Source organism: Ruegeria sp. BC8 (genome assembly GCF_056535705.1).
In genome coordinates this window covers 525,766-551,987 of the sequence record NZ_JBQFIV010000001.1, presented here as the reverse complement: position 1 = coordinate 551,987, position 26,222 = coordinate 525,766, and the positions used below count along the sequence as shown (strand labels likewise).

General features: G+C 60.8%; 28 protein-coding genes and 1 riboswitch. Of the genes, 8 read left to right on the top strand and 20 right to left on the bottom strand.

Going from position 1 to position 26,222, the window contains the following annotated elements; genetic code table 11:
• Positions 1-7: 7 nt before the first annotated feature.
• The gene (locus ACR3EK_RS02940) at positions 8-889 is read right to left on the bottom strand and encodes a LysR family transcriptional regulator (RefSeq protein WP_170357095.1); all 882 of its coding nucleotides are present in this window, start codon (positions 887-889) and stop codon (positions 8-10) included.
• 73 nt (positions 890-962) lie between these two features.
• Entirely contained in the window at positions 963-2,060 is a 1,098-nt protein-coding gene (ychF, locus tag ACR3EK_RS02935; RefSeq protein WP_170357094.1) for a redox-regulated ATPase YchF, read from the bottom strand.
• Positions 2,061-2,255: 195 nt separating this feature from the next.
• On the opposite strand from ychF, the gene ACR3EK_RS02930 reads away from it, so the two are divergent.
• The 7 genes from ACR3EK_RS02930 (at position 2,256) to ACR3EK_RS02900 (ending at position 8,153) form a co-directional block, all read left to right on the top strand.
• Positions 2,256-2,741, top strand: a complete 486-nt coding sequence (locus ACR3EK_RS02930; protein WP_480632637.1) for an acyloxyacyl hydrolase — start codon at positions 2,256-2,258, stop codon at positions 2,739-2,741.
• A 78-nt stretch (positions 2,742-2,819) separates the two neighbouring features.
• Positions 2,820-3,611 carry a tryptophan synthase subunit alpha gene (gene trpA / locus ACR3EK_RS02925; RefSeq protein ID WP_480632636.1) on the top strand — a complete coding sequence of 264 codons (792 nt, stop codon included), beginning with the start codon at positions 2,820-2,822 and terminating at the stop codon, positions 3,609-3,611.
• A 157-nt stretch (positions 3,612-3,768) separates the two neighbouring features.
• Positions 3,769-4,935: an alpha-hydroxy acid oxidase gene (locus tag ACR3EK_RS02920; RefSeq protein WP_480632635.1), complete on the top strand. Its 1,167-nt coding sequence runs from the start codon at positions 3,769-3,771 to the stop codon at positions 4,933-4,935.
• A 110-nt stretch (positions 4,936-5,045) separates the two neighbouring features.
• Positions 5,046-5,702: a 50S ribosomal protein L25/general stress protein Ctc gene (locus ACR3EK_RS02915; RefSeq protein ID WP_093964607.1), complete on the top strand. Its 657-nt coding sequence runs from the start codon at positions 5,046-5,048 to the stop codon at positions 5,700-5,702.
• Between the two features lie 132 nt (positions 5,703-5,834).
• Positions 5,835-6,521, top strand: coding sequence for an aminoacyl-tRNA hydrolase (gene pth / locus ACR3EK_RS02910; protein WP_170369721.1), 687 nt, complete (start codon positions 5,835-5,837; stop codon positions 6,519-6,521).
• Between the two features lie 78 nt (positions 6,522-6,599).
• On the top strand, positions 6,600-7,763 hold the full coding sequence (locus ACR3EK_RS02905; protein ID WP_480632634.1) for a serine hydrolase domain-containing protein: 1,164 nt from the start codon (positions 6,600-6,602) through the stop codon (positions 7,761-7,763).
• Between the two features lie 9 nt (positions 7,764-7,772).
• Positions 7,773-8,153: a DUF2237 family protein gene (locus ACR3EK_RS02900; RefSeq protein ID WP_093964605.1), complete on the top strand. Its 381-nt coding sequence runs from the start codon at positions 7,773-7,775 to the stop codon at positions 8,151-8,153.
• A 60-nt stretch (positions 8,154-8,213) separates the two neighbouring features.
• On the opposite strand, the gene trpB is transcribed toward ACR3EK_RS02900, so the two are convergent.
• The 9 genes from trpB to ACR3EK_RS02855 form a co-directional block, all read right to left on the bottom strand.
• Complete coding sequence (gene trpB / locus ACR3EK_RS02895; protein WP_170365359.1) at positions 8,214-9,461, bottom strand: tryptophan synthase subunit beta; 1,248 nt, start codon at positions 9,459-9,461, stop codon at positions 8,214-8,216.
• 67 nt (positions 9,462-9,528) lie between these two features.
• Positions 9,529-9,864 (bottom strand): hypothetical protein, encoded by a 336-nt coding sequence (locus tag ACR3EK_RS02890; protein ID WP_480632633.1) that lies wholly within the window; start codon positions 9,862-9,864, stop codon positions 9,529-9,531.
• Positions 9,865-9,912: 48 nt separating this feature from the next.
• Positions 9,913-10,557, bottom strand: a complete 645-nt coding sequence (locus ACR3EK_RS02885) for a phosphoribosylanthranilate isomerase (RefSeq protein WP_170538017.1) — start codon at positions 10,555-10,557, stop codon at positions 9,913-9,915.
• A 6-nt stretch (positions 10,558-10,563) separates the two neighbouring features.
• On the bottom strand, positions 10,564-10,914 hold the full coding sequence (locus ACR3EK_RS02880; RefSeq protein WP_170340535.1) for a lipopolysaccharide assembly protein LapA domain-containing protein: 351 nt from the start codon (positions 10,912-10,914) through the stop codon (positions 10,564-10,566).
• A 7-nt stretch (positions 10,915-10,921) separates the two neighbouring features.
• Positions 10,922-11,206 (bottom strand): integration host factor subunit beta, encoded by a 285-nt coding sequence (gene ihfB / locus ACR3EK_RS02875; RefSeq protein WP_050603110.1) that lies wholly within the window; start codon positions 11,204-11,206, stop codon positions 10,922-10,924.
• A 272-nt stretch (positions 11,207-11,478) separates the two neighbouring features.
• Positions 11,479-13,155 carry a 30S ribosomal protein S1 gene (rpsA, locus tag ACR3EK_RS02870; protein WP_170340458.1) on the bottom strand — a complete coding sequence of 559 codons (1,677 nt, stop codon included), beginning with the start codon at positions 13,153-13,155 and terminating at the stop codon, positions 11,479-11,481.
• Positions 13,156-13,426: 271 nt separating this feature from the next.
• Positions 13,427-13,684 carry a DUF6525 family protein gene (locus ACR3EK_RS02865; protein ID WP_244952315.1) on the bottom strand — a complete coding sequence of 86 codons (258 nt, stop codon included), beginning with the start codon at positions 13,682-13,684 and terminating at the stop codon, positions 13,427-13,429.
• A 204-nt stretch (positions 13,685-13,888) separates the two neighbouring features.
• Positions 13,889-15,574, bottom strand: a complete 1,686-nt coding sequence (locus tag ACR3EK_RS02860) for a tryptophan halogenase family protein (RefSeq protein ID WP_480632632.1) — start codon at positions 15,572-15,574, stop codon at positions 13,889-13,891.
• Positions 15,575-15,813: 239 nt separating this feature from the next.
• The gene (locus tag ACR3EK_RS02855; RefSeq protein ID WP_222457325.1) at positions 15,814-16,329 is read right to left on the bottom strand and encodes a hypothetical protein; all 516 of its coding nucleotides are present in this window, start codon (positions 16,327-16,329) and stop codon (positions 15,814-15,816) included.
• A gap of 216 nt (positions 16,330-16,545) precedes the next feature.
• Here ACR3EK_RS02855 and ACR3EK_RS02850 point away from each other — a divergent pair, with 216 nt between their 5' ends.
• Positions 16,546-17,025: a YHS domain-containing (seleno)protein gene (locus tag ACR3EK_RS02850; protein WP_170357085.1), complete on the top strand. Its 480-nt coding sequence runs from the start codon at positions 16,546-16,548 to the stop codon at positions 17,023-17,025.
• A gap of 30 nt (positions 17,026-17,055) precedes the next feature.
• Here the strand turns inward: ACR3EK_RS02850 and ACR3EK_RS02845 are convergent, their stop codons facing one another.
• From ACR3EK_RS02845 to ACR3EK_RS02805, 9 genes are all read right to left on the bottom strand, one after another.
• Complete coding sequence (locus tag ACR3EK_RS02845; protein ID WP_480632631.1) at positions 17,056-17,673, bottom strand: (d)CMP kinase; 618 nt, start codon at positions 17,671-17,673, stop codon at positions 17,056-17,058.
• Positions 17,670-19,016: a 3-phosphoshikimate 1-carboxyvinyltransferase gene (gene aroA, locus ACR3EK_RS02840; RefSeq protein ID WP_170434365.1), complete on the bottom strand. Its 1,347-nt coding sequence runs from the start codon at positions 19,014-19,016 to the stop codon at positions 17,670-17,672. The genes ACR3EK_RS02845 and aroA overlap by 4 nt, the downstream gene beginning before the upstream one ends.
• Positions 19,017-19,084: 68 nt before the next feature.
• A complete protein-coding gene (gene trmB, locus ACR3EK_RS02835) occupies positions 19,085-19,795 on the bottom strand; it encodes a tRNA (guanosine(46)-N7)-methyltransferase TrmB (RefSeq protein WP_480632630.1) in 711 nt (236 codons plus the stop codon).
• Between the two features lie 127 nt (positions 19,796-19,922).
• Positions 19,923-21,104 (bottom strand): methionine adenosyltransferase, encoded by a 1,182-nt coding sequence (metK, locus tag ACR3EK_RS02830; protein WP_480632629.1) that lies wholly within the window; start codon positions 21,102-21,104, stop codon positions 19,923-19,925.
• A gap of 5 nt (positions 21,105-21,109) precedes the next feature.
• Positions 21,110-21,158, bottom strand: a riboswitch (SAM-SAH riboswitch).
• 42 nt (positions 21,159-21,200) lie between these two features.
• Positions 21,201-22,706, bottom strand: a complete 1,506-nt coding sequence (gene lnt, locus ACR3EK_RS02825; protein WP_480632628.1) for an apolipoprotein N-acyltransferase — start codon at positions 22,704-22,706, stop codon at positions 21,201-21,203.
• Entirely contained in the window at positions 22,703-23,587 is an 885-nt protein-coding gene (locus tag ACR3EK_RS02820) for a hemolysin family protein (protein ID WP_170340440.1), read from the bottom strand. The genes lnt and ACR3EK_RS02820 overlap by 4 nt, the downstream gene beginning before the upstream one ends.
• Before the next feature lie 36 nt (positions 23,588-23,623).
• Positions 23,624-24,118, bottom strand: a complete 495-nt coding sequence (gene ybeY, locus ACR3EK_RS02815; RefSeq protein WP_170340439.1) for an rRNA maturation RNase YbeY — start codon at positions 24,116-24,118, stop codon at positions 23,624-23,626.
• Between the two features lie 40 nt (positions 24,119-24,158).
• Positions 24,159-25,181: a PhoH family protein gene (locus ACR3EK_RS02810; RefSeq protein WP_093964591.1), complete on the bottom strand. Its 1,023-nt coding sequence runs from the start codon at positions 25,179-25,181 to the stop codon at positions 24,159-24,161.
• Between the two features lie 164 nt (positions 25,182-25,345).
• Positions 25,346-26,110, bottom strand: a complete 765-nt coding sequence (locus ACR3EK_RS02805) for an outer membrane protein (RefSeq protein ID WP_480632627.1) — start codon at positions 26,108-26,110, stop codon at positions 25,346-25,348.
• Between the last annotated feature and the right edge of the window lie 112 nt (positions 26,111-26,222).

Genomic DNA, 26,222 nt, shown 5'->3' with positions numbered 1-26,222 from the left:
CAGTTTATCACCGCAAAGACGTCACGACCTGCCGCAATGCGCCAACGGTGGGCAATTCCGGATCCCGCGCCAGCGTCGCCAGACAGATCGGCTTGCTGACCACAGGATCAACCAGAGGCAGGACACGTGTGCCTTTCAAATCGCCGAGCGCCCGCACCAGAACTCTTGGCACGACCGTCGCCGCCAGCCCTTCGCGCGCCATGACCATCGAGGCAGTAAATCCGCTGGTTTCGGCCACCACACGCGGATGCAACCCCTGTTCGGCAAATATCCTGTCGAGAATGCGCCTGTTCTGCATCTGGGGCTCCAGCAGGCTGAGCGGGAACTCGGCCACCCGAGCCCAGGGGATCGGGCCCGTGCCCTGCGTCATATGCTCGGGTACGAGCAAAACATAGGTTTCCTCGTACAAAGGCTGCACATAGCGCAGATCAGTGCCGATGCTGTCGCCATAGGTGATCCCGGCATCCAGGCTGCCTTCGTCCAGACGGTGCTGGATTGCCGTGGCCGACATCGTCTCGATCCGCGACAGGATACGCGGATGCGCCTGCTGCAGCCGCTTGACCAAGCGGCCAGTAAACGCGATGGCGGTCGGGATCACGCCCAGGATCAGTGTACCGGTGATCTCGCCCTTGATCGCCTGCACCTCCTGCTCGAGCGCTTTGGCGTCATCCAGTATGCGGCGAGCGCGGCGGACGATCATCTCGCCCTCTTCGGTCAGGCCCTGAAAGCGGTTCGCACGGCGGACGATGGACACGCCAAGCCGATCCTCGAGGTTGCGGATACGCATCGAGAACGCGGGCTGCGAAATACCGCACTCCTCGGCCGCCTTGGCAAAATGGCGGTGGCGCGCCAAGGCGCTGAGCAGTTGCAGATCGCGGATTTCGAACACGTGCGGGCCTCGGGCGGATTGGAGCGATACCGTAAGATACCGCCAATGCCCGCCCAGAAAAGCTGTTTCGTGATCAGGTGTTGAACAGGAAGTGCATCACGTCGCCGTCCTTGACGACATAGCTTTTGCCTTCTGCACGCATCTTGCCGGCCTCTTTGGCACCCTGTTCGCCATTGCACGCCACGAAGTCATCATAGGCAATGGTCTCGGCGCGGATGAAACCCTTTTCAAAGTCCCCGTGGATGACACCGGCCGCCTGAGGCGCTGCAGTACCCCTGCGAATGGTCCAGGCGCGGGCCTCTTTCGGGCCGACCGTGAAATAGGTTTCCAGTTTGAGCAGGTCGTACCCCGCACGGATCAGCCGATCGAGGCCCGGTTCTTCGAGCCCCATCTCTTCGAGGAACATCTGCGCCTCTTCAGGCTCCAGCAGACTGATCTCTTCTTCGATCTTGGCGCTGATGATGACATGGGCATTGCCCTGCGCCGCGGCCATCTCGGCCACACGCGCGGAATATTCATTGCCTTCGGCAGCGTCTTCTTCCGAGACATTGCAGACATACAGGACCGGCTTGGTGGTCAGCAACTGCAGCATCTTCCAGGCTTTTGCATCCTCGTCAGACACCTCGACCAAACGGGCGGGTTTGCCGCTTTCCAGCATCTCTTGCGCGGTGGCCAGCAACCGATCCTGCTGCTGCGCCTCCTTGTCGTTGCCCTTGAGCTTGCGCACGAGGTTGGCGCGACGCTTTTCGATGCTTTCCAGATCGGCCAGCATCAGTTCGGTCTCGATGGTCTCGGCATCGGCCACCGGATCGACCTTGCCTTCGACATGGGTCACGTCGCCATCCTCGAAACAGCGCAGCACATGAGCGATGGCATCGGTTTCGCGAATGTTGGCCAGAAACTGGTTCCCCAGCCCCTCACCTTTTGAAGCGCCTTTGACCAGGCCTGCAATATCTACGAAGGTCATCCGGGTCGGGATGATCTGCTTCGACTTGGCGATCGCAGCTAACTTGTCCAGACGCGCATCGGGAACGGCCACGTCACCCACATTGGGTTCGATTGTGCAGAACGGGAAATTCGCCGCCTGCGCGGCCGCGGTCTTGGTCAGCGCGTTGAACAGGGTCGACTTGCCGACATTCGGCAGACCCACGATACCCATTTTAAAGCCCATGACGGCCTCCTGATGCCATTCGCGGGCTGCTTCTATGCGGGTCCGGTGCAATGCGCAAGGCACCTGCGGCTGCTGGCCCTGAGTCCAATCTGCAACATCACGAAAATGTAGGGAAAACGTGTGCTTGTTGACATTGAACACGAAAGAATAGTGTCAAACTTTAACATTTAACGAATATCAACAGCGAACATCCCCATGAAAAACCTCCTTTCAAGCGCCGCTTTTCTGGCTTTTTCAACAGCCGCGCAGGCGCAGTCGGTGATTTTCGGCGCCGGCTTCGCCGACTATTCCGACAGCAGTTCGATTGACCAGGCGATCTTTTCCCTCGAATACCAGCACCGGCCATTTCACGAGGCCACCCGCTTCAGCGCTGCGCTGGGGGCCGCGCTGTCGGTGGACGAGGATGGAAACACACATATCGGCGCCGGGGTGATCGGGGTCTATTCCTTTGCCGACAGATGGTTCGTGGAAGGCAGCGTGATGCCGGGTTTCTACAGCGAAGCCAACGAATTGAACGACCTTGGCGGGAGCTTCGAAATCCGAAGCCTTTTCGGGCTGGGCTACACGTTGAACAACGGCAATGACATATCGCTGGCCGTGACCCACAAATCGAACGCCAGCACGCAAGAGGAAAACCCCGGCGTGAACGCGCTCTTGCTGCGGTATCACCTGAACTTCTGACCCCACCGCTCAGGACGGGATTGATTTTCGGCCAAAGTTTCTGCACATCAGGTCCAAACCTGTATGCAAGGATCGTCCATGACCCGTATCGACGCCAAGTTCGCCGCCCTTAAAGCCGAGGGGAAGAAGGCCTTTGTCGCCTATATCATGGCCGGGGATCCCGACTATGACACCTCGCTTGAGATCGTTCGCGGCCTGCCGGGGGCCGGCGTGGACGTGATCGAACTGGGCCTGCCCTTCACCGATCCGATGGCGGACGGCCCCACCATTCAGGCGGCGGGTCAACGGGCGCTGGACGGCGGCATGACGCTGCAACGCACGCTGGATCTGGCCAAGGCGTTCCGGGAAACCGATGACACCACCCCGATCGTACTGATGGGCTATTACAACCCGATCTACAGCCGCGGCGTAGACAAGTTTCTGGCCGACGCCAAAAAGGCTGGCATCGACGGCCTGATCGTCGTCGACCTGCCGCCCGAGGAAGATGACGAGCTGTGCCTGCCCGCGCAGGCGGCCGGGCTGAACTTCATCCGGCTGGCAACGCCCACCACCGATGACAAGCGCCTGCCGCGGGTGCTGCAGAACACCTCGGGCTTCGTCTATTACGTCTCGATCACCGGCATCACCGGCGCGGCCGAGGCCAAGGCCACCGATGTCGGCCCCGAGGTCGCGCGCATCAAGGCGGCGACCGATCTTCCGGTGATCGTGGGGTTCGGCATCAATACGCCCGAGAAATCACGTGCCATCGCCAGCGTTGCTGACGGAGCGGTGGTCGGCTCGGCCATCGTCAGTCAGATCGCCGCCGGCAAACCCGTGGCCGAGGTTCTGGACTTCGTGAAATCGCTGGCAGACGGCGCCCACAGCGCCTGAGGCCAAATCCCAAACGGATTGCAACCGCTGCAGGCCGCACGCCTGCGGCGGTTTTTCTTTGCGCCTTTGACCCACCTGACCACATGCGCAACTGGCCGTTGCGCCGCGGCGGAAGAATTGGTAAAGAAACCTAACCAATCTGCAGAAGGGCGCGGCCATGCCTGTCATTACCAATATCGACGACCTCAAACGCATCTATGAACGCCGGGTGCCCCGGATGTTCTATGACTATGCCGAAAGCGGCAGCTGGACCGAGCAGACCTTCCACGACAACAGCTCGGACTTCCACGACATCCGCCTGCGCCAGAAGGTTGCGGTGGACATGTCCGGCCGCTCGACCGCGTCGCAGATGATCGGACAGGACGTTGCCATGCCGGTGGCCCTGGCACCCGTGGGCCTGACCGGGATGCAGCATGCGGATGGTGAAATGAAGGCCGCCAAGGCCGCGCTGGAATTCGGCGTGCCCTTCACGTTGTCGACCATGTCGATCAACTCGATCGAAGATGTGGCCGAACATACCGGCGCGCCGTTCTGGTTTCAGCTGTACACCATGAAGGACGAAGATTACGTCCGCCGCCTGATCCAGCGCGCCAAGGATGCCAAATGCTCGGCCCTGGTCATCACCCTGGATCTGCAAATCCTCGGCCAACGGCACAAGGACCTGAAGAACGGCCTGTCCGCCCCGCCGAAACTGACGGCCAAAACGATCGCCAACCTGATGACGAAATGGGCCTGGGGCATCGAGATGTTGGGCGCGAAACGACGCGAGTTCGGCAATATCGTGGGCCATGTCGAGGGCATCTCGGACGCCTCATCGCTGGGCGCGTGGACCGCCGAGCAGTTCGATCCCAGCCTCGACTGGAAGAAGATCGAGAAACTGATGGAGCAATGGGGCGGCAAGGTGATCCTGAAGGGCATCCTGGACCCCGAAGACGCCAAGATGGCGGCCAAGTTGGGCGCCGACGCCATCGTGGTGTCGAACCACGGCGGGCGGCAGTTGGATGGCGCGCTCAGCTCGATCCGGATGCTGCCACGGATCATGGATGCGGTGGGCGGCGACGTCGAAGTGCATCTCGACAGCGGCATCCGCTCGGGGCAGGACGTGCTCAAGGCGCTGGCGCTGGGGGCCAAGGGCACCTATATCGGGCGCGCATTCGTCTACGGGCTGGGCGCGATGGGACAAAAGGGCGTGACCACCGCGCTGGAGGTGATCCAGAAGGAACTGGACACCACCATGGCCCTGTGCGGCGAGCGCAACGTGGCCGATCTGGGGCCGCACAACTTGCTTGTCCCGCAGGATTTCTGCGGCCGCTGGCAGGAATGACGCGGAATTCGTTTTTACCCCTTTCCAAATGGCCGGATTCGGTCTAAGGACGCCGCTTCACGCGGGGTGACAGCCTTGGAGGCACCCTGCCCTAACATTGGAGATTTATCATGGCTGGTGAGATTCCTGATCTCGTAGCTCTGGAACGGACGGGGACGGGCAAGGGCGCCGCTCGTCAGGCACGCCGCGACGGCATGGTTCCGGGCATCGTATTTGGTGGCGAGAAAGACCCGCTGCCGATCCAGATTCCGTTCAACGAACTGTTCAAGCGCCTGAAGGCAGGCCGCTTCAAGTCGACCCTGTGGAACCTGAAGGTCGAAGGCCACGAGGACGTCCGCGTCATCTGCCGCGACGTTCAGCGTGATGTCGTCAAGGACCTGCCGACCCACCTGGACCTGATGCGTCTGCGTCGTACGACCAAGATCGCCCTGTACATCCCCGTCGAATTCATCAACGAGGAAGAGGCCCCCGGCATCAAAAAGGGCGGCGTTCTGACCGTTGTCCGTCCCGAGGTCGAGCTGGTCTGCACCGCCGGCGACATCCCCGAAAAGATCACCGTCGATCTTACCGGCCTGGAAATCAACGACGTTGTCACCATCTCGTCTGTTGACCTGCCCAACGGCACCAAACCGACCATCGACCGTGACTTCGTGATTGCGAACATCTCGGCACCGACCGGCCTGGCGTCCAGCGACGATGAAGAAGGCGAAGGTGAAGAGGAAGTCGCAGCCGACGAAGTTGAAGTCGTAGGCAAAGACGAAGAATAAATCCGGATCCTTCGGATTGGAATTTGAAGCGGGGCCTCTTCCAGGGCCCCGTTTTTCTTTGAAAGACCGGCTGGCGCCGGAAAGGAATCTCGTGCAATTCTGCGCCGGACCGAAACGCACAAGGAATTCGCGATGAAGCTGTTTGTCGGATTGGGCAATCCGGGCGCAAAGTATGCCCGCAACCGGCACAATATCGGTTTCATGGCGGTGGATGCCATCGCCAGGGATCATGGCTTTGGGCCATGGCGTTCGAAATTTCAGGGTGAAATATCCGAAGGAATGCTGGGCCGAGAGAAGGTCCTGCTGCTGAAACCCATGACCTTCATGAACCGCTCGGGCCAATCGGTCGGCGAGGCCATGCGGTTCTTCAAGCTCGACTCAACCGATGTGACCGTTTTCCATGACGAACTGGACCTTGCACCCGGGAAGGTTCGCGCCAAGGCCGGTGGCGGCCATGCCGGGCATAACGGCCTGCGGTCGATCCACGACCATATCGGTGCCGCGTATGACCGTGTCCGGCTGGGGATCGGCCATCCCGGACGCAAAGAGCTGGTTTCGCCCTATGTTCTGGGCGATTTCGCCAAGGCCGACGCCGACTGGCTGGACGATGTTCTGCAAGGTGTTGCAGACGGGGCGGTCCATCTGGCTGCGGGCGATGCGGCCAAGTTCATGAACGCCGTGGCGCTGCGAACAGCGCCACCGCGCAGTTCCACCACGACGCCCAAATCCGAAACCAAGACCTCTCCTGCCCCGCAAGCCGAGACGCCAACGCCCGATGACCGCACGGCGATGCAGAAGCTGTTGGACAAGTTCCGATAGCGGCAAAGACCTTCCGCAACGTAGCAATTGCAGAATTTCCGTCATCACGATCCAATGCCGCCAAACGGGAGGAAAATCATGAAAACAGGTTTGAAGTGGCTGCTGCGAATCGTCCTGACGCTGGTCTTGGCCGCTGCAGTTGTCGGTTTCTGGAAGCGCGAGGAAATCCAGCGCCTTCTGGCGGTGAACTCTCTGTTTTCCGAAGAAAAGATCGTTCAGAATTTCTCTCACATGGACGCGGCGTTTCTGACTGTCGACCTCCCTCGCGGGAATGGTCCCACCTGGGACCTGCCCTACGGCGCTGAATTCGACCTGCCCGCCGAGACGCAGGACTGGATCGAAGAGCGCGCCGTCACATCGCTGCTGGTGATGCAGGACGGGCAGATCCGGTTCGAGGAGTATTTTCTGAGCACATCGCCGGAGGACCGCCGGATCTCGTGGTCGATGGCCAAAAGCTATTTGTCCGCTCTGTTCGGCATCCTTCTTGAGGAGGGTGCCATAGCCTCGCTGGATGATCCGGTCATCAAATATGCCCCCAAGCTGCAGGGCAGCGCCTATGAAACAGCCACGATCCGCAACGTGCTGAACATGGCCAGCGGTGTAACCTTTGACGAAGACTATCTGGACCCGAAATCCGACATCAACCGTATGGGTCGGGTCGTCGCCCTGGGGGGCGAGTTGGATGACTTTGCGGCCTCGTTGAAGGACAGTTTCGCGGCACCTGGCGAGACCTGGCAGTATGTTTCCATCGATACCCATGTCATTGGAATGGTGATCCGAGGGGCGACGGGTCAAAGCGTCGCCGCATTGCTGGACGAAAAGATCCTGCAGCACCTCGGTCTTGAGCGGGACGGATACTATATCACCGACGGCGCAGGCGTCGCCTTTGTTCTGGGTGGCTTGAATTTCACGACGCGGGATTACGCCCGCTTTGGCCAAATGATCCTGCAGAACGGCGTGCGCGATGGGCGCCAGATCGTTCCGGCCGACTGGATCAAGGAATCCACCTTGCCAAGCGCGCCGACCGAACCCGGAAAGATCGGCTACGGATATCAGTGGTGGATCCCCGTTGGCGCCCATGACGGTGAGTTTCTGGCACGCGGTGTTTATGGCCAGTACATGTATTTCGACCAGTCGCGCGGCGTGCTGATCGTAGCCACGGGCGCTGATCGGAAGTTCCGCGAGCCCGGTGTTAATGAGCAGAACATCGAAATGTTCCGCAAGATCGCGCAAAACCTGTAAGGTGGCTGCATGCAAAAGCAGGACAGCATAAATGTTCTGGGCGGCGTGCTGGCTCCGTGTTCACGAAAGCCCCTGACCGGTTTTTTCCGCGACGGGGCCTGCAACACCTGCCCTGAGGATCGCGGCAGCCACACGGTCTGCGCTGTGATGACGGCCGAGTTTCTGGCCTATTCAAAATATGTCGGCAACGACCTGAGCACGCCACGGCCCGAATTCGATTTCCCGGGCCTGAAGCCTGGCGACAGCTGGTGCCTGTGTGCCGCGCGGTTCATGCAGGCCCATGACGAAGGCTGTGCGCCAAAGGTCCATCTTGAGGCGACTCACCAGCGCGCATTGGAAATCGTGCCGCTGCACGTTCTGACCAGCCACCGCGCAGACTCTGGACAGTGAACCGGGAATGAAAAACCCGGCACGGTCGAAGCGTGCCGGGTCCGGATACTTGGGCTGCCCTTAGGTTGCGTCGCGACCCTCGGTATCAGACATGTCGAAGTTCAGATACTTGGCGACCGTTTGAACATCCTTGTCGCCGCGTCCGCACATATTCATGCAGATGATGTGATCCTTGGGCAGATCGGGCGCGATCTTCATGACATGCGCCAGCGCGTGGCTGGGTTCGAGCGCGGGGATGATCCCCTCGGTCGCGCAGCACAGCTGGAACGCCTCAAGCGCCTCTTTGTCGGTGACCGAGACATACTGCGCGCGCCCGATATCGTGCAGCCAGGAATGTTCGGGGCCGATGCCCGGATAGTCGAGCCCGGCCGAAATCGAGTACCCCTCGAGGATCTGGCCGTCGTCGTCCTGCAGCAGATAGGTACGGTTACCATGCAGAACACCAGGCCGGCCGCCCGTGAGCGAGGCGCAATGCTCCATCTTTTCGTTGACGCCCTTGCCACCCGCTTCGACGCCGATGATGTTGACCGATTTGTCGTCGAGGAAGGGATAGAACAGCCCCATGGCGTTCGAGCCGCCACCGATGGCGGCGATGATGGTGTCGGGCAAGCGACCCTCGGCCTTCATCATCTGTTCCTTGGCTTCCTTGCCGATGATCGACTGAAAGTCGCGCACCATCGCCGGATAAGGGTGAGGGCCGGCCACGGTGCCGATGCAGTAGAAGGTATCGCGCACATTGGTCACCCAATCGCGCAGCGCGTCGTTCATCGCGTCCTTCAGGGTGCCGCGACCGGATGTCACCGGAATCACCTCGGCCCCCAGCAGACGCATGCGGAACACGTTGGGCGCTTGCCTCTGAACGTCATGTGCGCCCATATAGACCACGCATTTCAGGCCGAACTTGGCGCAGACGGTCGCGGTAGCGACGCCGTGCTGCCCGGCCCCGGTTTCGGCGATGATCCGGGTCTTTCCCATGCGGCGCGCCAGGATGATCTGGCCCAGCACGTTGTTGATCTTGTGCGCGCCGGTGTGGTTCAACTCGTCGCGCTTCATATAGATCTTGGCGCCGCCCAGATGCTCGGTCAGGCGCTCGGCGTGATACAGTGGCGACGGACGGCCCACATAGTTGGCCCACAGATCATCCATCTCGGCCCAGAAGCTCGGGTCGGTCTTAGCCTTCTCGTATTCCTCCTCCAGCGACAGGATCAACGGCATCAGAGTCTCGCTGACGAACCGCCCGCCGAAAATACCGAAGCGGCCGTTTTCATCCGGGCCGGACATGAAGGAATTGAACAGATCATTGGCCATGGTGGTCTCCATCGTCGTGCCTGTTGTTATTAGGAGGTGCCGGCGGGATTTGCCATCGCAAATCGCACTATTCCGCCGCGGTACTGCCGTTCATCCAGATAGTCAGCGCCTGTTCCCGGGTCGGAATGGCGATGCAGGCAAAGTGACGGAAGTGGTAGGTATTGGCCAAACGCGGGGCGGCTTGCATCACCCCTCGGTGCGGGTTCGACTGGGCAAAGGTCAGCATGGCTTCGACGTCGTGCCAAACGCTCAGCGAGAAATACGCGCCCTCATGCGAAAACACCTCGGCATGGAGGCACAAGGGATCGCCCTTGGCCTGGCGCAAGGCCTTGCCCGCGCGCCAGAAAAACTCTGGCCCATGGTACCATCGCTTGAGTGAAACCGCTCCAATTGCAGCCAGCATCCCGCATCCTCCCCTTTGAGAAGGATACGCAAGCGCGTTCTGGTCAGATCACCGTGCCGCTTCAATAAATGAGCGGATCAGGCCCGGATCCTTGACACCCGGGGCGCTTTCCACGCCCGATGCCACATCAACCTGCCTTGCACCGGTCATACGGATCGCCTCGGCTACGTTGCCCGGGTTGAGTCCCCCCGACAGCATCCACGGCGTCCGCCAGTATTTGCGACCGGCGAGCAGACGCCAATCAAAGGGCAAACCGTTGCCGCCGGGCAGCTCAGAGTTCTTCGGCGGTTTGGCGTCAACCAACAACTGATCGGCCACGTCCGAATACAGGTCTATTGCGGCCAAATCCTCGGCTTCCGCCACTCCAATCGCCTTGATCACCGGCAAGCCGTAGCGTGATTTGACCTCGGCCACGCGCTCGGGGCTTTCGGCGCCATGCAGCTGCAGCATGTCCAGTGGAACCCCCGCTACGATCTCATCCAACTGCGCATCCGTGAAGTTCACCGCCAAGGCCACCTTGGCCACGCCGACAGGCACGTCACTGGCCAGCGCGGCTGCCTGGGCAATCGGTGCATAGCGTGGCGACTTGGGAAAGAAATTGAACCCAATGTAACGCGCACCTGCTTCAACGGCGGCACGCACATGCTCGGGTGCGGTCAAGCCGCATATTTTTACGCTGATCTCGGAAGACATCGGCTCTCAGCTGGCCTCGTCCAGAAGGGCAAGCACATCGTCCTGGCCTTCGTTCTGCTTCTTCTTGAGCTTCTTGACCTCGCGCTCGAGCTTCTTGACCTCGGTCTTTTTGACGGTGGCGTCCTTGCGGTGCTTGTGCTCACGCAGCCATTCCCACAGAAAACCGATGACAAGGCCGGCCACAATCCCGCCAAGAACTACAAGAAACAACGGCAGCGAAGTGGCCAGATTGAAGCCAAGCAAGTCAGACAAGGCGTCCGGCATCAACTGCAACTGAACCATCTGGCGATTGGCCAACGAGACCGAGACAAGGACGATCCCCAGGACCGCAAGAAAACCGTATCGAATGTAGCGCATCATGAGATCACGCTTTACCGTTCAAACGATCCCTTAGCAACTTGCCGGTCTTGAAAAACGGCACGCACTTTTCCTCGACTTGAACCGTCTCGCCAGTGCGTGGGTTCCGGCCGACCCGCGCATCCCGTTTCTTGACCGAAAAAGCTCCGAAGCCCCGCAGTTCGACACGGTCACCGCGCGCCATCGCGTCTGTGACTTCCTCGAATACGGTATTCACGATCCGCTCGACATCACGTTGGTACAGATGTGGATTTTCGTCGGCGATTTTCTGAATCAGTTCTGAACGGATCATGCGTGCTACCCTCCCAGGTCACCGTGTCATCTCGTCTACTGGTTTGGTCAGTATAGGAAAAAACGGTGCCGGGTGGAATGTAAACTCTGTGTGTCCGGGGTGCATTTTCCAAGAAAGCACCGGAAATTCGCCTGTAGAGACGCGAATCCGGCGGTTCATGCCTGCACCTATCACCGAATAACTCGCAAAACCGGAACACATTGATTCGCAAAAGAAACGGCCCCGCTCGGGATGAGCGGGGCCGTCTGAGTGTTCAAAACTGCAAGTCTGGCTTAGTCGCCGGACTTCAGCGCTGCGCCAAGGATATCGCCCAGCGATGCACCCGAGTCGGAGGAACCGTACTGTTCCACGGCCTCTTTCTCTTCGGCGATTTCGCGCGCCTTGATCGACAGGCCCAGACGGCGGGTCTTGCTGTCCACGTTGGTGACGCGGACGTCGACCTTGTCACCGACCGAGAAACGCTCGGGGCGCTGTTCGGCACGGTCGCGGCTCAGGTCCGAACGGCGGATGAAGGACTTCATGCCTTCGTACTCCACCTCGATACCGCCATCTTCGATCGCGGTCACTTCGACGGTGATGACCGAGCCACGCTTCACGCCGCCCACGGCTTCGGCGAACTTGTCACCGCCCAGGGCTTTGATCGACAGCGAGATCCGCTCTTTTTCGACGTCAACTTCCGAGACAACCGCCTGAACGACGTCGCCCTTGCGGTAGTTCTGGATGGCATCTTCGCCACGCTCGTCCCACGACAGGTCGGACAGGTGAACCATGCCGTCGATGTCGCCTTCCAGGCCGATGAACAGACCGAATTCGGTGATGTTCTTGACTTCGCCTTCGACCTGCGTGCCCTCGGGGTGCGTTTCTGCAAACACTTCCCACGGGTTGCGCTGGGTCTGCTTGAGGCCCAGAGACACGCGACGCTTGGCGCCGTCGATTTCCAGAACCATGACGTCGACTTCCTGGCTGGTCGAAACGATCTTGCCGGGGTGGACGTTTTTCTTGGTCCAAGACATCTCGGACACGTGCACCAGACCTTCGACACCGGGCTCCAGCTCGACGAACGCGCCGTAGTCGGTGATGTTGGTGACGCGACCCTTGTGCACCGAACCCAGCGGGTACTTGGCGCCAACCAGATCCCACGGATCTTCCTGCAGCTGCTTCATGCCCAGGCTGATGCGGTGGGTTTCCTTGTTGATCTTGATAACCTGAACCTTGATGGTTTCGCCGATCGTCAGGATCTCGGACGGGTGGTTCACGCGGCGCCATGCCATGTCCGTGACGTGCAGCAGGCCGTCAACGCCGCCCAGGTCAACGAATGCACCGTATTCGGTGATGTTCTTGACGACACCCTCGACGGTCTGACCTTCGGACAGGTTGCCGATGACCTCGGCACGCTGTTCGGCACGCGATTCTTCCAGAATTGCACGACGCGAGACAACGATGTTGCCACGGCGGCGGTCCATTTTCAGGATCTGGAACGGCTGCTTCAGACCCATCAGCGGGCCAGCGTCGCGCACGGGGCGAACGTCAACCTGGCTGCCGGGCAGGAACGCAACTGCGCCACCCAGGTCCACGGTGAAGCCACCTTTGACGCGACCAAAGATTGCACCTTCGACGCGTTGGTCGTCGGCATATGCTTTTTCCAGACGGTCCCATGCCTCTTCACGGCGGGCCATCTCGCGCGAGATGACGGCTTCGCCACGGGCGTTTTCTGCGGCGCGCAGGTAGACTTCGACCTCGTCGCCAACAGCGATTTCAGGAGCTTCGCCGGGATTTGCGAATTCTTTCAGATCGACACGGCCTTCCATCTTGTAGCCTACGTCGATGATGGCCTGGCCCGCTTCGATCGCGATGACCTTGCCTTTGACAACCGAACCCTCTTCGGGGGTGTCCATTTCGAAGCTTTCGTTCAGGAGGGCTTCGAATTCCTCCATGGATGCGTTAGCCATGTGGCGTTGTTTTCCTTTACATAACGTTTTTGCTGGCCGAGCGGTTGTCTCCGCCGGTCTTGTTTCATGATGTCCTCTGGCGTGACCCGGTGCGCATCTGGCTAAACAAACACAAAGGGCCGAGGAAACCCGGCCCTGCTCAGATACGTCGTCCGGGCGTTGACCGCCCTTGTTCAGACAGCGCGCGTATAGGCGGATTCTGGGCGCAGCGCAAGCATAAAGGCCCTTGTTGCAAGCCGACGCGGGATTCCGCTTGCGTTTTCCGGGCCAGCTACTCCTCCCAAATCCGGGCATCCCTCAGCAGCATGGCCTGCTCGATCGCATTCAAACGTGCCAGAGCGTCGGCCGGGGCCTTTGCCCCACCGGCTGCCTTCCAAATCTTGAGGGCCGAGTTCGGACTCCACGGCAAACAGGCATTCGCAAGCCACTGACGCAACTGAGGCGGAAGGGTGTCATAGGCCTGCATCGCGGGGCGTTGCCGTCTCCGGCGGTTCAGGCGGCTGCGCAGATTGCGTCTTTGATTGGTCATGGGCATCGACTGTACCAATGCGAGTTTTCAGAGCGGGAACTGGACCGGATGGAATGGGTTGGGGAAACGTCCCAACTGATATGGTATGTTATTACGTAACATTATTTTAGTGCGCAACCCCGGATTGAGGTCAAAAAAGGCAGGGTTCTGCAACCCTGCCCTCAACCATTTCGAAGCTCTCAATATCAGCCGAAGCCGAGAGACCTAGAACAGTTGCAGGTCTTTCTTGCCGCTTTGAATCTCGGCCAGGTTCGGCATGTTCTGGATGACCACCGGTTCGGGCGCGGCACCCGGCATCGGAACGGTCGGCTGTGCCGCCTTGGCCATCGCAAAGGTGGGTTGCTTGAGCTCTCCGCGAATGTCGCGCAGAAGGGTTTTGTGATCCGGCATCGCTTTCAGGATCTGCGCAAGGTCCACTTTCGCGCCCTTCCACCATTGGAACCAGATGTCCTTCCGCAATGGTCGAATGCGATCACGAATTCCAGTGCCATACCCCGTATCATAGACCTGCTTGCCCAGCAGAACCGTCTGATAGACGCGATGGTCAAACAGCGTTGCAAACTCGACATCGTGCTGCATCGGAAGGCGGTTCTTCCAAAGCTCGAGGTTTTCAGCCAGCCTGTCCGGCACCTTCATCTCGGTCCGCGCGTCGATCCAGTATTGATCATCGGTACGATTGTTCAGCTTGTAATGCAGGCAAATGAAATCCAGCACCTCGTCATAGAGCTTGTTCATCTGACGATTGTATCTATCCCTAAGCGAGGGTTCGATATCGCGGGTCGGCAGATGCTCGGCGAACCAGCGTACGGCATGGTCGACCATATGGATCGCAGTGCTTTCCAGCGGCTCGATGAACCCACCGGCCAGCCCGATTGCAACGCAGTTCTTGACCCACGCGTTACGGACGCGCCCGATCCGCATAGGGATCACCCGCGGCGTCGCGCCTTTGCCGCTGTCACCCAGCCACTCCAGATATTCGTCCGCCGCCTGATCATCGGTCCGGTGCGCGGATGAATACACGTATCCCGTGCCCACTCGGTTGTAGAGAGGCACGCGCCAAGTCCAACCAGCGCCAAGTGCAGTCGATCGCGTGACGCTTTCGATCTTCCGCGGATTGGGGTGCTCGATCTGCAACGCCATGGCACGGTCGTTCGGCAGATAGTCCGAATAATCCATGAACGGCTCGCCCAGTGCCTGATTGATGATCAGGCCGCGGAAACCGGTGCAGTCCACAACCATTTCAATATCGTGGCGGCCTGCACGCTCAAGCATCAGATGGCTGACATTGCCCTGTTCATTCAACTCGACCGACTGCACCTCATCGCGGATATGTTCGACGCCACGCTGCGTACAGACCCTTGTCAGCATGCCTGCGAATTTAACGGCGTCCAGGTGATAGGCATAGCCAAACCGCTGCTCGAATTCGGGTTGCCCCAGAAGCCGCGCGCCCCTGCACAGCCGAGCCAGGTCATCATGCGGCGAGATGGACTGAGTGAAATCTCGGTCCCCATTGCCAAACCGAAGGTAGTATTCGGCGGCCTCGAGGCCCTCCAGCATCTGGCCATGGGCAAATGGGTTCACGTAGTCGATGCGCTTTCCCTTTGCGTCCTTGTTCCAGTTGCAGAATTTGACGCCCAGCTTGAACGAAGCATTGGTTTCGCGGAAAAAGTCTCGCTCGGAAATTCCAGCCTGACGGAGCGTGACTGGCATACGTGGCACGGTCGCTTCACCAACGCCGACCGTGGCGATGTTCGGGCTTTCGATCAGGCATATCCGCGGACGGTCCTTGGGTGCTGACGTGCGCGAAAACACCATCTCGAGTAGCAGCGCCGTCATCCAGCCGGCCGTACCGCCACCCACGATGGTGATTTTTTGCAAACGATTATTCATGTTGTTCTGTCCCTGTTGGCTGTGAGGATTATGCGGCCGCCTGCCCGTTTTGCCGGGCCTCGGTGGCGACCTCCCCTTATCGCTGAGGGAAACTATAGCAGCTTTCAGGCATCCAGCTAGGGCCAATGGCGGCATCAAGTGGGCCCAAACGGGCGCCTTTGCCAAAGCAACGCATGGTCACGACCTGCTTCCCTTGCACTGAACGGACAGCGATGACGGTTGAGCCTTCCGAGGCAGCCTCAGATGTCCTCGCCTTTCTTCAGAAGATCGTCGATCAGTTCGCGTTGCAGATCATGGCTGTCCCCTCCGCCGAACTCGGCCGCACCCCCGGAATAGAGAGTGCCATAGGTCCGAGCGATATTGACGGTCTGCGCCAGGCCCGAGATCAGTTGATCCTTGTTCAGCCGTGACAGCGGGTGGATGAACACGGCCCACAAGGTACCGTTGGCGATCGCATAGCGCGCGTCCAGCGTACTGTCGAAATTGGCCTGCATCATGCGCTGCAAGTCTTCGGCCGAAAGCTCTGAGGTGCCGCTGATCGCAACCATTGCCCGCATCCGGTCTGCAAGCACATCAGTAACAACCAGCACCGGCACATCGGAAATCGTCATGGTAAAGCCCGGACCCTGCGGCTCGGCATCGGGGTCGAGGGCAAAGATGATCTTGCCCAGTCTCTCGTAGGTCATCGGTGGCTCGGCTTCCTGTGCCAACGCATGGCCGGCCAACAAAACCCAGATCAAGGCAAATCGGATCATCCGCTTTCTCCACCATAGACACGTTCAGCCTAAGCGGGGACTGATCAACTGGCCAAACACAGCTTGGTGAGCCGGTTTGGCTGGTTCTCGGCAAGTGCGAACGATCTGCAAGGTTTTCCGTCCGCCCTGCGATTACGCGTCCGCACGCCCGCATTTATCTGTTCAGCACCGGTCGGCGCGCGTGCCGGCCACAACTGAATACGAAAGGAACACACAATGAAATCTGTTGTACTCAGCGCCCTTGTCGCCGTCCTGCCGATGATCGCCGCACCGGCTTTTGCGGCGGATGAGATCAATGTCTCGAACGGGATCTCGGCCGGCGGTGCGCCGCTGGCTGCTCACGGGGTCGATCTGGTGGCGCTGGTCACCGACGGCAACCCGGTCGAAGGGTTCGCCACGCATTCGGCCACCTATGATGGCGCGTCCTACTACTTCACCTCCGCCGAGAACCGCGAAGCTTTCGAGGCCAACCCCGAGGCATACCTGCCGCAGCACGGCGGCTTCTGCTCGTATGGTGTTTCCGTGGGCAAGAAGTTCGATGGCGATCCGGATCAGTACCTGCTGGCCGATGGCAAGCTGTACCTGTTTCTGAACGCGGCAACTCGCGCCAAGTTCCTCGAAGACGTGTCCGGCACCGCCAAGACCGCGGATGACCAGTGGGCGAATATCAAGTCGATTGCGGTCGGCGAACTGTAATCGGACTGTCGCGAAGGACTGTCCGTGGTCTCACCTTGCCGCGGGCAGCTTTCCTTGAATAACCGCGACCGCCTTTTCCAGCGCGGCCTCGATGCTCAGGTCCGAAGTGTCCAGAATTACGGCATCGTCGGCCGGTTTCATCGGGGCCGTGCTGCGCTCGGCGTCCCGCGCGTCGCGCGCGCGGACATCGGCCAGAACCTGCGCGCGGGTTACATCCTCGCTTTTGTCTGCCAGTTCCAGATAGCGTCGCTCGGCGCGCACTTCAGGGCTGGCTGTGACGAACAGCTTCACTTCGGCCTCGGGGCAGATCACCGTGCCGATATCGCGCCCGTCCAGCACCGCGCCGCCGGCCCGCCGGGCAAAGCTGCGCTGGAAATCGACCAGAGCTGCGCGCACCTCGGGGATCACCGCCACTTTCGACGCCGCCTGCGCGATTTCGGCGGTGCGCAGGTCGCCCTGCTCCAACTCCTCGGCCGTGAGGGACCGCGCCGCCTCGACCGGGTCGGTGCCGTCCAACGTGCGTCGGCCGACCGCGCGATAGAGCAGCCCCGTATCTAGATGCGCCAGCCCGAAATGCGCAGCCACGGCCTTGGAGATCGTGCCCTTGCCCGCAGCGGCCGGGCCGTCGATGGCGACGGTAAAGCTCATGTGCGCTCGACCTTGGCACCCAGGCCCTTCATCAACGGCTCGAAGATCGGGAACGAGGTCGCGATGGGGCTGCCGTCATCGACCGAGACCGCCTGTTGCGCGCCCATGCCCATCACCATGAACGACATGGCGATGCGATGGTCCAGAAAGCTTTCGCAGGTGCCGCCGCCGGGAACGCCGCCGATGCCCAGCCCGTCGACCGACCACCAGTCATCGCCCTCGTCAACCGTGACGCCGTTGGCCCGCAAGCCACGCGCCATGGCGTCGATGCGGTCGCTTTCCTTGACGCGCAGTTCCTTGACGCCGCCCATCATCGTCTTACCGGTGGCGTTGGCCGCAACCACCGACAGCACCGGATATTCGTCGATCATCGAAGCCGCGCGTTCGGGCGGGACGTCGATGCCCTTCATGTCGGGCGAGTAACGCGCGCGCAGGTCGGCGACCGGCTCGCCGCCTTCCTCGCGCATATTCTCATAGGTCAGATCGGCGCCCATCTCGCGCAGCGTCGTGAACAGGCCGGCGCGCGTGGGGTTCAGGCCGATGCCCGGCACCAGAACGTCCGATCCCGGCGAGATCAGCGCCGCGCAGACCGGGAAGGCCGCGCTGGAGGGATCGCGCGGTACGGCGATCACCTGCGGTTTCAACTCAGGCCGGCCGGTCAGGGTGATGACCCGGCCTTCGTCGGTGTCCTCGACGGTGATTTCGGCACCGAACCCGGCCAGCATTCGTTCGGAATGGTCACGGGTGGCTTCCTTCTCAATCACCACGGTCTTGCCGGGCGCGTTCAGGCCGGCCAGCAGAACGGCGGATTTCACCTGGGCCGAAGGCACGGGCACTTCGTACCATACCGGCACCGGATCGGCCGCCCCGACGATGGTCATGGGCAGACGCCCGCCCGAACGGCCCACGGCCTGTGCCCCGAACAGGGCCAACGGATCGGTCACCCGCGCCATCGGGCGTTTGTTCAGGCTGGCGTCACCGGTGAAGGTCGCGCTGATCGGGCTGGTCGCCATCGCGCCCATGATCAGGCGCACACCCGTGCCCGAGTTGCCGCAGTCGATCACCTGATCCGGCTCGGCAAAGCCGCCCACGCCGACGCCGTGCACCGTCCATTCGCCATTCCCGTGCGAGATCACCTCGGCCCCGAAGGCGCGCATCGCCTTGGCGGTGTCCAGAACGTCTTCGCCTTCCAGCAGGCCCGAGATCCGGGTCTCGCCCACGGCCATCGCCCCAAGGATCAGAGAGCGGTGCGAAATCGACTTGTCGCCCGGCACTTCGGCTGTGCCGGTCAGCGGGCCGCAGGGATGCGAGGTCATCGGGATGGGCGTGCCGTGTCCGGACATGAGGGCTCCTTTTGCGCTATCAGTGCCCCTGCCGATTAGCGAATTGGCGCCGCAGCGTCCAGCCGCAATCACCCGTTGCGGCGGAAGGTCAGGTAGTGCGGCGTGCGGCCTTCACGCAGGGCCTTCTGCTCGTAGCGGGTAGAAATCCAGTCGTCCCACGGCTTGCGCCAATCCTCGGGGCCCTCGGCCAGCCATTCGAAACCGGCGCGGGGCACCTCCTCGAGCGTCTGGCGGACATAGTCCGGGATGTCGGTCGCCACGCGGAAAATCGCGCCGGGTTTCAGCACACGCGCCAGCGGGTCCAGATGCTCGGGCGTCACGAAGCGGCGGCGGTGGTGCCGCTTTTTGGGCCACGGATCGGGATAGAGCAGAAACGCGCGCGAGATACTGGCATCGGGCAGCACGTCGAACAGGTCGCGCACATCGCCGGGATGTACCGCCAGGTTGGTCACTTCGGCCCGGCGGATCTTGCCCAATAGCATGGCCACGCCGTTGATGAACGGCTCGGCCCCTATGATGCCGATATCGGAGTTCTGCTGCGCCTGATGCACCAGATGCTCACCACCGCCGAACCCGACCTCAAGCCATACCGGCTTGCCGCCGAACAGCGCGTTCAGGTCAATCGGGGCACGGTCGGGGTTGCTGTCCCAATCCACCGCGCCCGGCGACAGGGCGGCCAGGTCCTCGGACAGATAGGTCTTTTGGCTGGGCTTCAGGGTCTTGCCCTTGAAGCGGCCATAGAAGTTTCTGCGGGGGCGTTCGGGTGACTGGGTGCTCATGCCGGTGCCCTTACTGCGGTGGGGTTTGCGTTGCAAGGGGAGGGCCGTGCCGGAGGGGCGACCTTCGAAACGAAAAAGGCGCGCCACATCGGACGCGCCTTGCCGTGTTTGATTTCCCGGTGCTGGCTCAGACAGCCTTTTTCAAGGCCTCAACCAGATCGGTCCGCTCCCAGCTGAAGCCGCCGTCCGCATCCGGCTCGCGCCCGAAGTGCCCATAGGCCGCCGTGCGCTGGTAGATCGGCTTGTTCAGCTGCAGGTGTTCGCGGATGCCGCGCGGGGTCAGGTCCATCACCTGTCCGACCGCCTTCTCGATCTCGGCGTCGGCAACCTGTCCGGTGCCGTGGGTGTCAGCGTAGATCGAAAGCGGCTTGGAAACGCCGATCGCATAGCTCAGCTGGATCGTGCAACGCTCGGCCATGCCGGCGGCCACGACGTTCTTCGCCAGATACCGCGCGGCATAGGCCGCCGACCGGTCGACCTTGGTCGGGTCCTTGCCCGAGAACGCCCCGCCGCCGTGCGGGGCCGCACCGCCATATGTGTCGACGATGATCTTGCGCCCGGTCAGACCAGCATCCCCGTCCGGGCCGCCGATGACGAACTTGCCGGTAGGGTTCACATGCCATTCCGTCTGGTCGCTCAGCCAGCCATCGGGCAGAGATTCGCGGATGTAGGACTCGACGATCTGGCGAATATCGTCCGAGGTCAGCGCCTCATCCAGATGCTGGGTGGACAGCACGACCGAACTGACACCGACTGGCCGCCCGTCACGGTAGATCACCGACAGCTGCGATTTGGCATCGGGACCCAGAGCGGGCTCAGACCCGCTCTTGCGCACCTCAGCCAGACGGCGCAGGATGGCGTGTGCATATTGGATCGGAGCCGGCATCAGGGCTGGGGTTTCGGTAGTGGCATATCCAAACATGATGCCCTGGTCACCGGCGCCTTCATCCTTGTCAGCAGACGCATCGACCCCTTGGGCGATGTGCGCGGACTGTTCGTGCAGCAGGTTCGTCACCTCGACCGTTTCGTGGTGGAACTTGTCCTGCTCGTATCCGATGTCCTTTATGCAAGCGCGGGCGATCTCTTCGATCTTGCCCATGTAGTCGTGCAGTTTTTCCTGATCCGACAGACCGACCTCGCCGCCGATGACCACCCGATCAGTGGTGGCAAATGTTTCGCACGCGACACGCGCTTCGGGCTCTTCATTCAGAAAGGCATCTAGGACCGCATCTGAAATTCGGTCGCACACCTTGTCGGGATGCCCTTCGGAAACGGATTCCGAAGTGAAAATGTAGTTCTGTCGGGACATGAAAGCGCTCCATTAAGATTTCCCCGTCACGCCAGGAAGCCGTTGTGACAGGCATTCGACGGGATACGCCCGAAGAAACAGGGGGTCAATCGGTAATTATGCCCTGCCAAACCGAACGTTGCGCCCAAACAGCAGCAGAAGCACCAACAATAGCCCAAGCGTCAGCCCGTCGCCGGTTCGCGCATACAGTGTCGGAGGCAATGGCGCCGGAAGATGAGCATCCACGAAACCCGCCTGTCCCAAAGGCAGGGAGGCGATTACGTTGCCATAGGGATCGACCATCGCCGAAACACCGGTATTTGCCGACCGCGCCAGCGGCAGACCCTGTTCGATGGCCCGCATCCTTGCCTGCGCCAGATGCTGGAATGGTCCTGTGCGGGTCCCGAACCAGGCATCATTGGTTATCTGCAGAAGGAAATCCGGACGCTGCGGTGCCGCCGAGACATCCTGCGGAAAGATCGCCTCGTAGCAGATCAGCGGCAGCGCCAGACCCAGCTTGCCGGCGTTCAGCATCGCCGCTCCGGGCCCGGCACTGAACCCGCTTCCGGTGGTCGCGGCCATACCGTGTATTCCGAACCTGTCCATCAGATCGCCAAGGGGAACATACTCGCCGAAGGGCACCAGATGATGCTTGTCGTACAGGCCGGTCTGACGCCCCTGCTCGTCGAGGTAGATCATCGAGTTGTAGATGCGCGGCCCGTCTCCGCGTTGGATACCGAGGATGACGGGCGTTCCCGGAGCGGCCTCGGCAATCGCTTCCAGATAGGGACCCGCGCTGCCCAGCCACGCCGGAACCGATGTCTCCGGCCATACGATCAGGTCGGGGCGCGGATCGGCGGCAGTGAATTCAATCTGTCGAGCAAAAAACAGCGGGGCAAAAGAAGGGTCCCATTTCTGCTCTTGCGGCGCGTTGGGCTGGACCAGACGAACAATATGACCGGTCTCTGCAACCCTCGGGCGGTTGCTGGCTTGAACCAGCGCCAAACCGGCAAAGATGCCAACTGCCACGACGGGCCAAAGAAACGCCTTGCCGTTGCGAGGACCGGCGACGGCAGCGCCCAACGGCAGGGCAAGCAAAAAGGTCGCGGCCCCAAGGCCATATGGACCAACCCATGCCAAGAGTTGCCCGGCCGGGGCATCCACCCAAATCTGTGCCATTCCCGCCCAAGGAAACCCGGTCAGAACGTAGCCGCGCGCCATTTCAACCAGCGACAGGGTCAGGGCCAGAACGATGACCTTCCGCGGCCCCACCTCTCGGGTTCCGCGCGCGAGCAAAAAAGCAAACGCCCAGAACAAGGCCAAGCCAGCAGCCATGAACACAAGCGCAAAAGGGGCCATCCAGGCATAACGCTCAGCGTCGATCTGAAAGGGCTCGATGATCCAGCTCAGGGCATTGGCGAAGTAACCGGTTGCGAAAGCCCAGCCCACCCATGCCGCGCGAGCGCGCGTGGAACTGGCCAGAAACAACGGCGCGACGGATGCAAGCGCAATGCAGGTGATTATCCAATAGCCATACGGCGCCAAGCCAAAGGCCGCCAACGCGCCGAGTAACGCGGCCAGTATCACGCGCAGCCAATGCGGCCACCGCAAGGCAGGATTCATGCAGCCATATCCGGCAGCATCACCCGCAGGCGCTTGATGCGCCGCGGATCCGCGTCGATAACCTCGAACTCGGGGCCTTCGGGGTGCAAAACCACCTCGCCGCGAGCTGGAACCCGCCCAGAAAGCATGAAGACCAGCCCACCCAGGGTCTCGATCTCTTCCTCGTCCACATCCTCGTGGCTGGTCAGCGACCGGCCGATTTCGGCCTCGAAGTCCTCAAGCGGCGCCTTGGCCTGAACGATATAGCACCCGGGCTTTTCTTGCACCCACAGCTGATTTTCGTCGGCGTCATGCTCATCGGCGATTTCTCCGACGACCTGTTCGATCAGATCTTCGATCGTGACAAGCCCGTCGACGCCACCATATTCATCGATCACCAACGCCATGTGGCGACGCTCGGTCTGCATCTTGGTCAGCAAAACACCGATCGGCATCGAAGGCGGGACAAACAGCAACGGGCGGAGCATCGAGATCAGATCGAATTCCGCCGATCCACCGTTGAACCCATGCGTCAGGGCAAAATCCTTGAGGTGAACAAAGCCCAGCGGCGTGTCCAGCGTCCCCTCGTAGACCGGTATTCGGGACAGACCGCTATCCCGGAAGACCTGGGCCAGTTCCTCTTTGGTGATGGTCGAAGGCACGGACACGATGTCGGCGGAAGGAATTGCCACATCCTCGATCCGCATGCGCCGCAGATTGATCATGCCGCGTGGCTGAGGGGTCACGGCCTCATTCCCGTTCACGACGACTTCGGCGTCATCCTCGGCGGAAGAAAAAGCATCAAGAATACGAGAGAAAAGCCCGCTTTTCTCTTTGGTTTCATCGCTGCTCTGCGAGTGCGCGCTCTGCGCCGCTCCAGAACTGCCGTCAATATCGCCCATTTTCCTGTTCCAATAGATCGGGCACCAAGGCCCACATTACCCATTATATGGGTCATCAATACCCATTTTGCCAAGTATCTCGACCTCGGCACGTTCCATCAAAGTGGCGTCAAGGTCACGAATGTGATCATACCCCAGCAAATGCAACACTCCGTGAACCAGCAAATGGGTCACGTGGTCATCCATGGATTTCCCAGCCTCCTGAGCCTCGCGCCAGCAAGTGTCATACGAGATCGCGATGTCACCAAGCGCGATGTCACCCGTGAAATCCGGCTGGGGCACGAGCGGTGTGCCGCCGGGCTGATCCGCCGCAAGTTCCTCGGCGGGCCAGCTCAGCACATTCGTCGGCGCAGGCTTTTCACGAAATTCAGCGTTCAACTCGGCAATCCGGGTGTCGTCGCAGCCCAGCACGCTGACTTCGCACAAATCGGCATCCACGCCGCAATGCGCCAGCGTCGCGGCCACGGCCTTGTGCGCCAACGGCTCAAGACCCTGCCAACGCGGGTCTTCGATCGTGATTTCCAAGTTCATCTCGAAACGCTCCGAGGCCGATTTCCCCAGCTCCGACGGTTCAACCCGTTTCCCGGCCCGAGTCGGCCTCATACGCCTCGATGATCGCCGCGACAAGCGGATGGCGCACCACGTCCTTGGATGTGAAGTAGTTGAAGCTGATATTCGGGATCGTCTTCAGCAGCCGCTCGGCATCCGCAAGCCCCGAAGCCACGCCGCGCGGCAGATCCACCTGCGACCGGTCGCCGGTGATCACCATCCGGCTGCCCTCGCCCAAGCGCGTCAGGAACATCTTCATCTGCATCGTCGTGGCGTTCTGGGCCTCGTCCAATACAACGAAGGCATTGGCCAGTGTCCGCCCGCGCATGAACGCCAGAGGGGCAATTTCGATCCGCTTTTCCTCGATCAACTTGGCCAGTTGCTTGCCTGGCAGAAAATCATTCAATGCGTCGTATAGCGGCTGCATATACGGATCGACCTTGTCCTTCATGTCACCAGGCAGGTAACCCAGCTTTTCGCCAGCTTCGACGGCTGGGCGGCTGAGGATGATTCGATCCACATGTCCGCCGATGAACATCGACACACCCACGGCCACGGCAAGGTAGGTCTTGCCCGTTCCCGCCGGGCCGATGCCAAACGCGAGTTCGTTGTTGAACAGCGACTGCACATAAGCCTTTTGCGCGTCAGTACGGGGTTCGACCAGCTTTTTGCGGGTCTTGATTTCGACAGTTCCCCCTTTGAACATTTCAAGCTGGTCGCCATCACGCGAGCCGGTTCCGGCCTCGGAATTGCCCATCCGCAACTCGCGATCAACGTCGGCAGCTTCGACGTCGCGCCCGCCTTCCAGCCGGGTGTAGAGGGCCTGCAAAACCTCGATCGCCTGCTTCTGAAGCTCGTCTTCACCCATGACGACAAGTTGGTTGCCGCGGCGCACGATCTGAACGGACAGTTTCCGCTCGATCTCGGCCAGATTGCGGTCGTATTCGCCGCAAAGATCAATCAACAATCGGTTGTCAGGGAATTCAACAAACGCCTCGTTCGCGGGCATTTCATCTTGCGGTGGGGTAAGGGCACCGATGGCCAATCCGTTCTCCTGTCTTGGCGTTGTCACCCCAAGCGTAGACAACAAGAGTCGGTCGGCGCAAGCCACAGATTCAAAAATCTGAGCAACTGATCGCAAATCGGTCAGGCGGAAAGGAATACATGGCCCGGCGTGATGAAATCTCAGGCCGGAATCCGCCGGCGGGATCAGAACTTGTAGTTCAACCCGACGCGAATCCCCTGGTAGCTGGGCGTGGATTTGGTCGAGAACCCCGAGCCAAAATCGACGACCTTCGACTGGAACTGCACATATTCGAATTCGCCGGTGACGGACCAATTGTCGTTCAACTGATGCTCGGCCCCGATGCTGGCAACGAATCCGTTGCGTCGGTCATCGCTTGCGAAAGACTGAGTGGTGCCGCCGCTGGACAAGCTGTTGGTCGTTTCGATTTCACCCTGAACGAACCCGACGGTAACGAAATACAGAACCGAACCGCTGGGGTTGGTCAGCCCGTTTTTGAACCGCAGCGACAGGACATCCGATATCTCGGAACCGCCCTGAACGGTCGTGGTGCCTATCTGCGTGGTGACACTGTCATCCAGCGAAGCGAAATCGTACCCGATCTCGAACCCGTAGACGTAATCGCGCCCGCCACGCGCAGGCAGAACACCGCGCCAACCGCCCCGTATCCCGCCGTAGGCACCGCTCAGGTCAAGTTTGCCGATGGGAAAGGTGCCCGCATTGGTAGCGAGCCCGAACTGGTCTGTTCCGCCTGATCCATACCCGGCGCTGAACCCCAGATAAAAGGCACTGACGTCTTTGGAATAACGCTCCGGCCCCAACACGACCGGATCGGAAACGGCGCCGTCCAAATCCCCCGCATGAGTGGGAATACCTCCGCTGGCGGCCAGCAATAGGCCGGCCAGAACACGGCCCACCCCTGTTTGTCGAATACCTGCCTGACGTGTCACTCGTACCCTCCATTGCGGTGCCCGGACGACCCGAAGCCCCGCCGGTGTAAAGCCCGAAGGCCACCTGAAACACGGCCCCGAGAATTCTGGCTATTCTCCGACCATAGTTCCA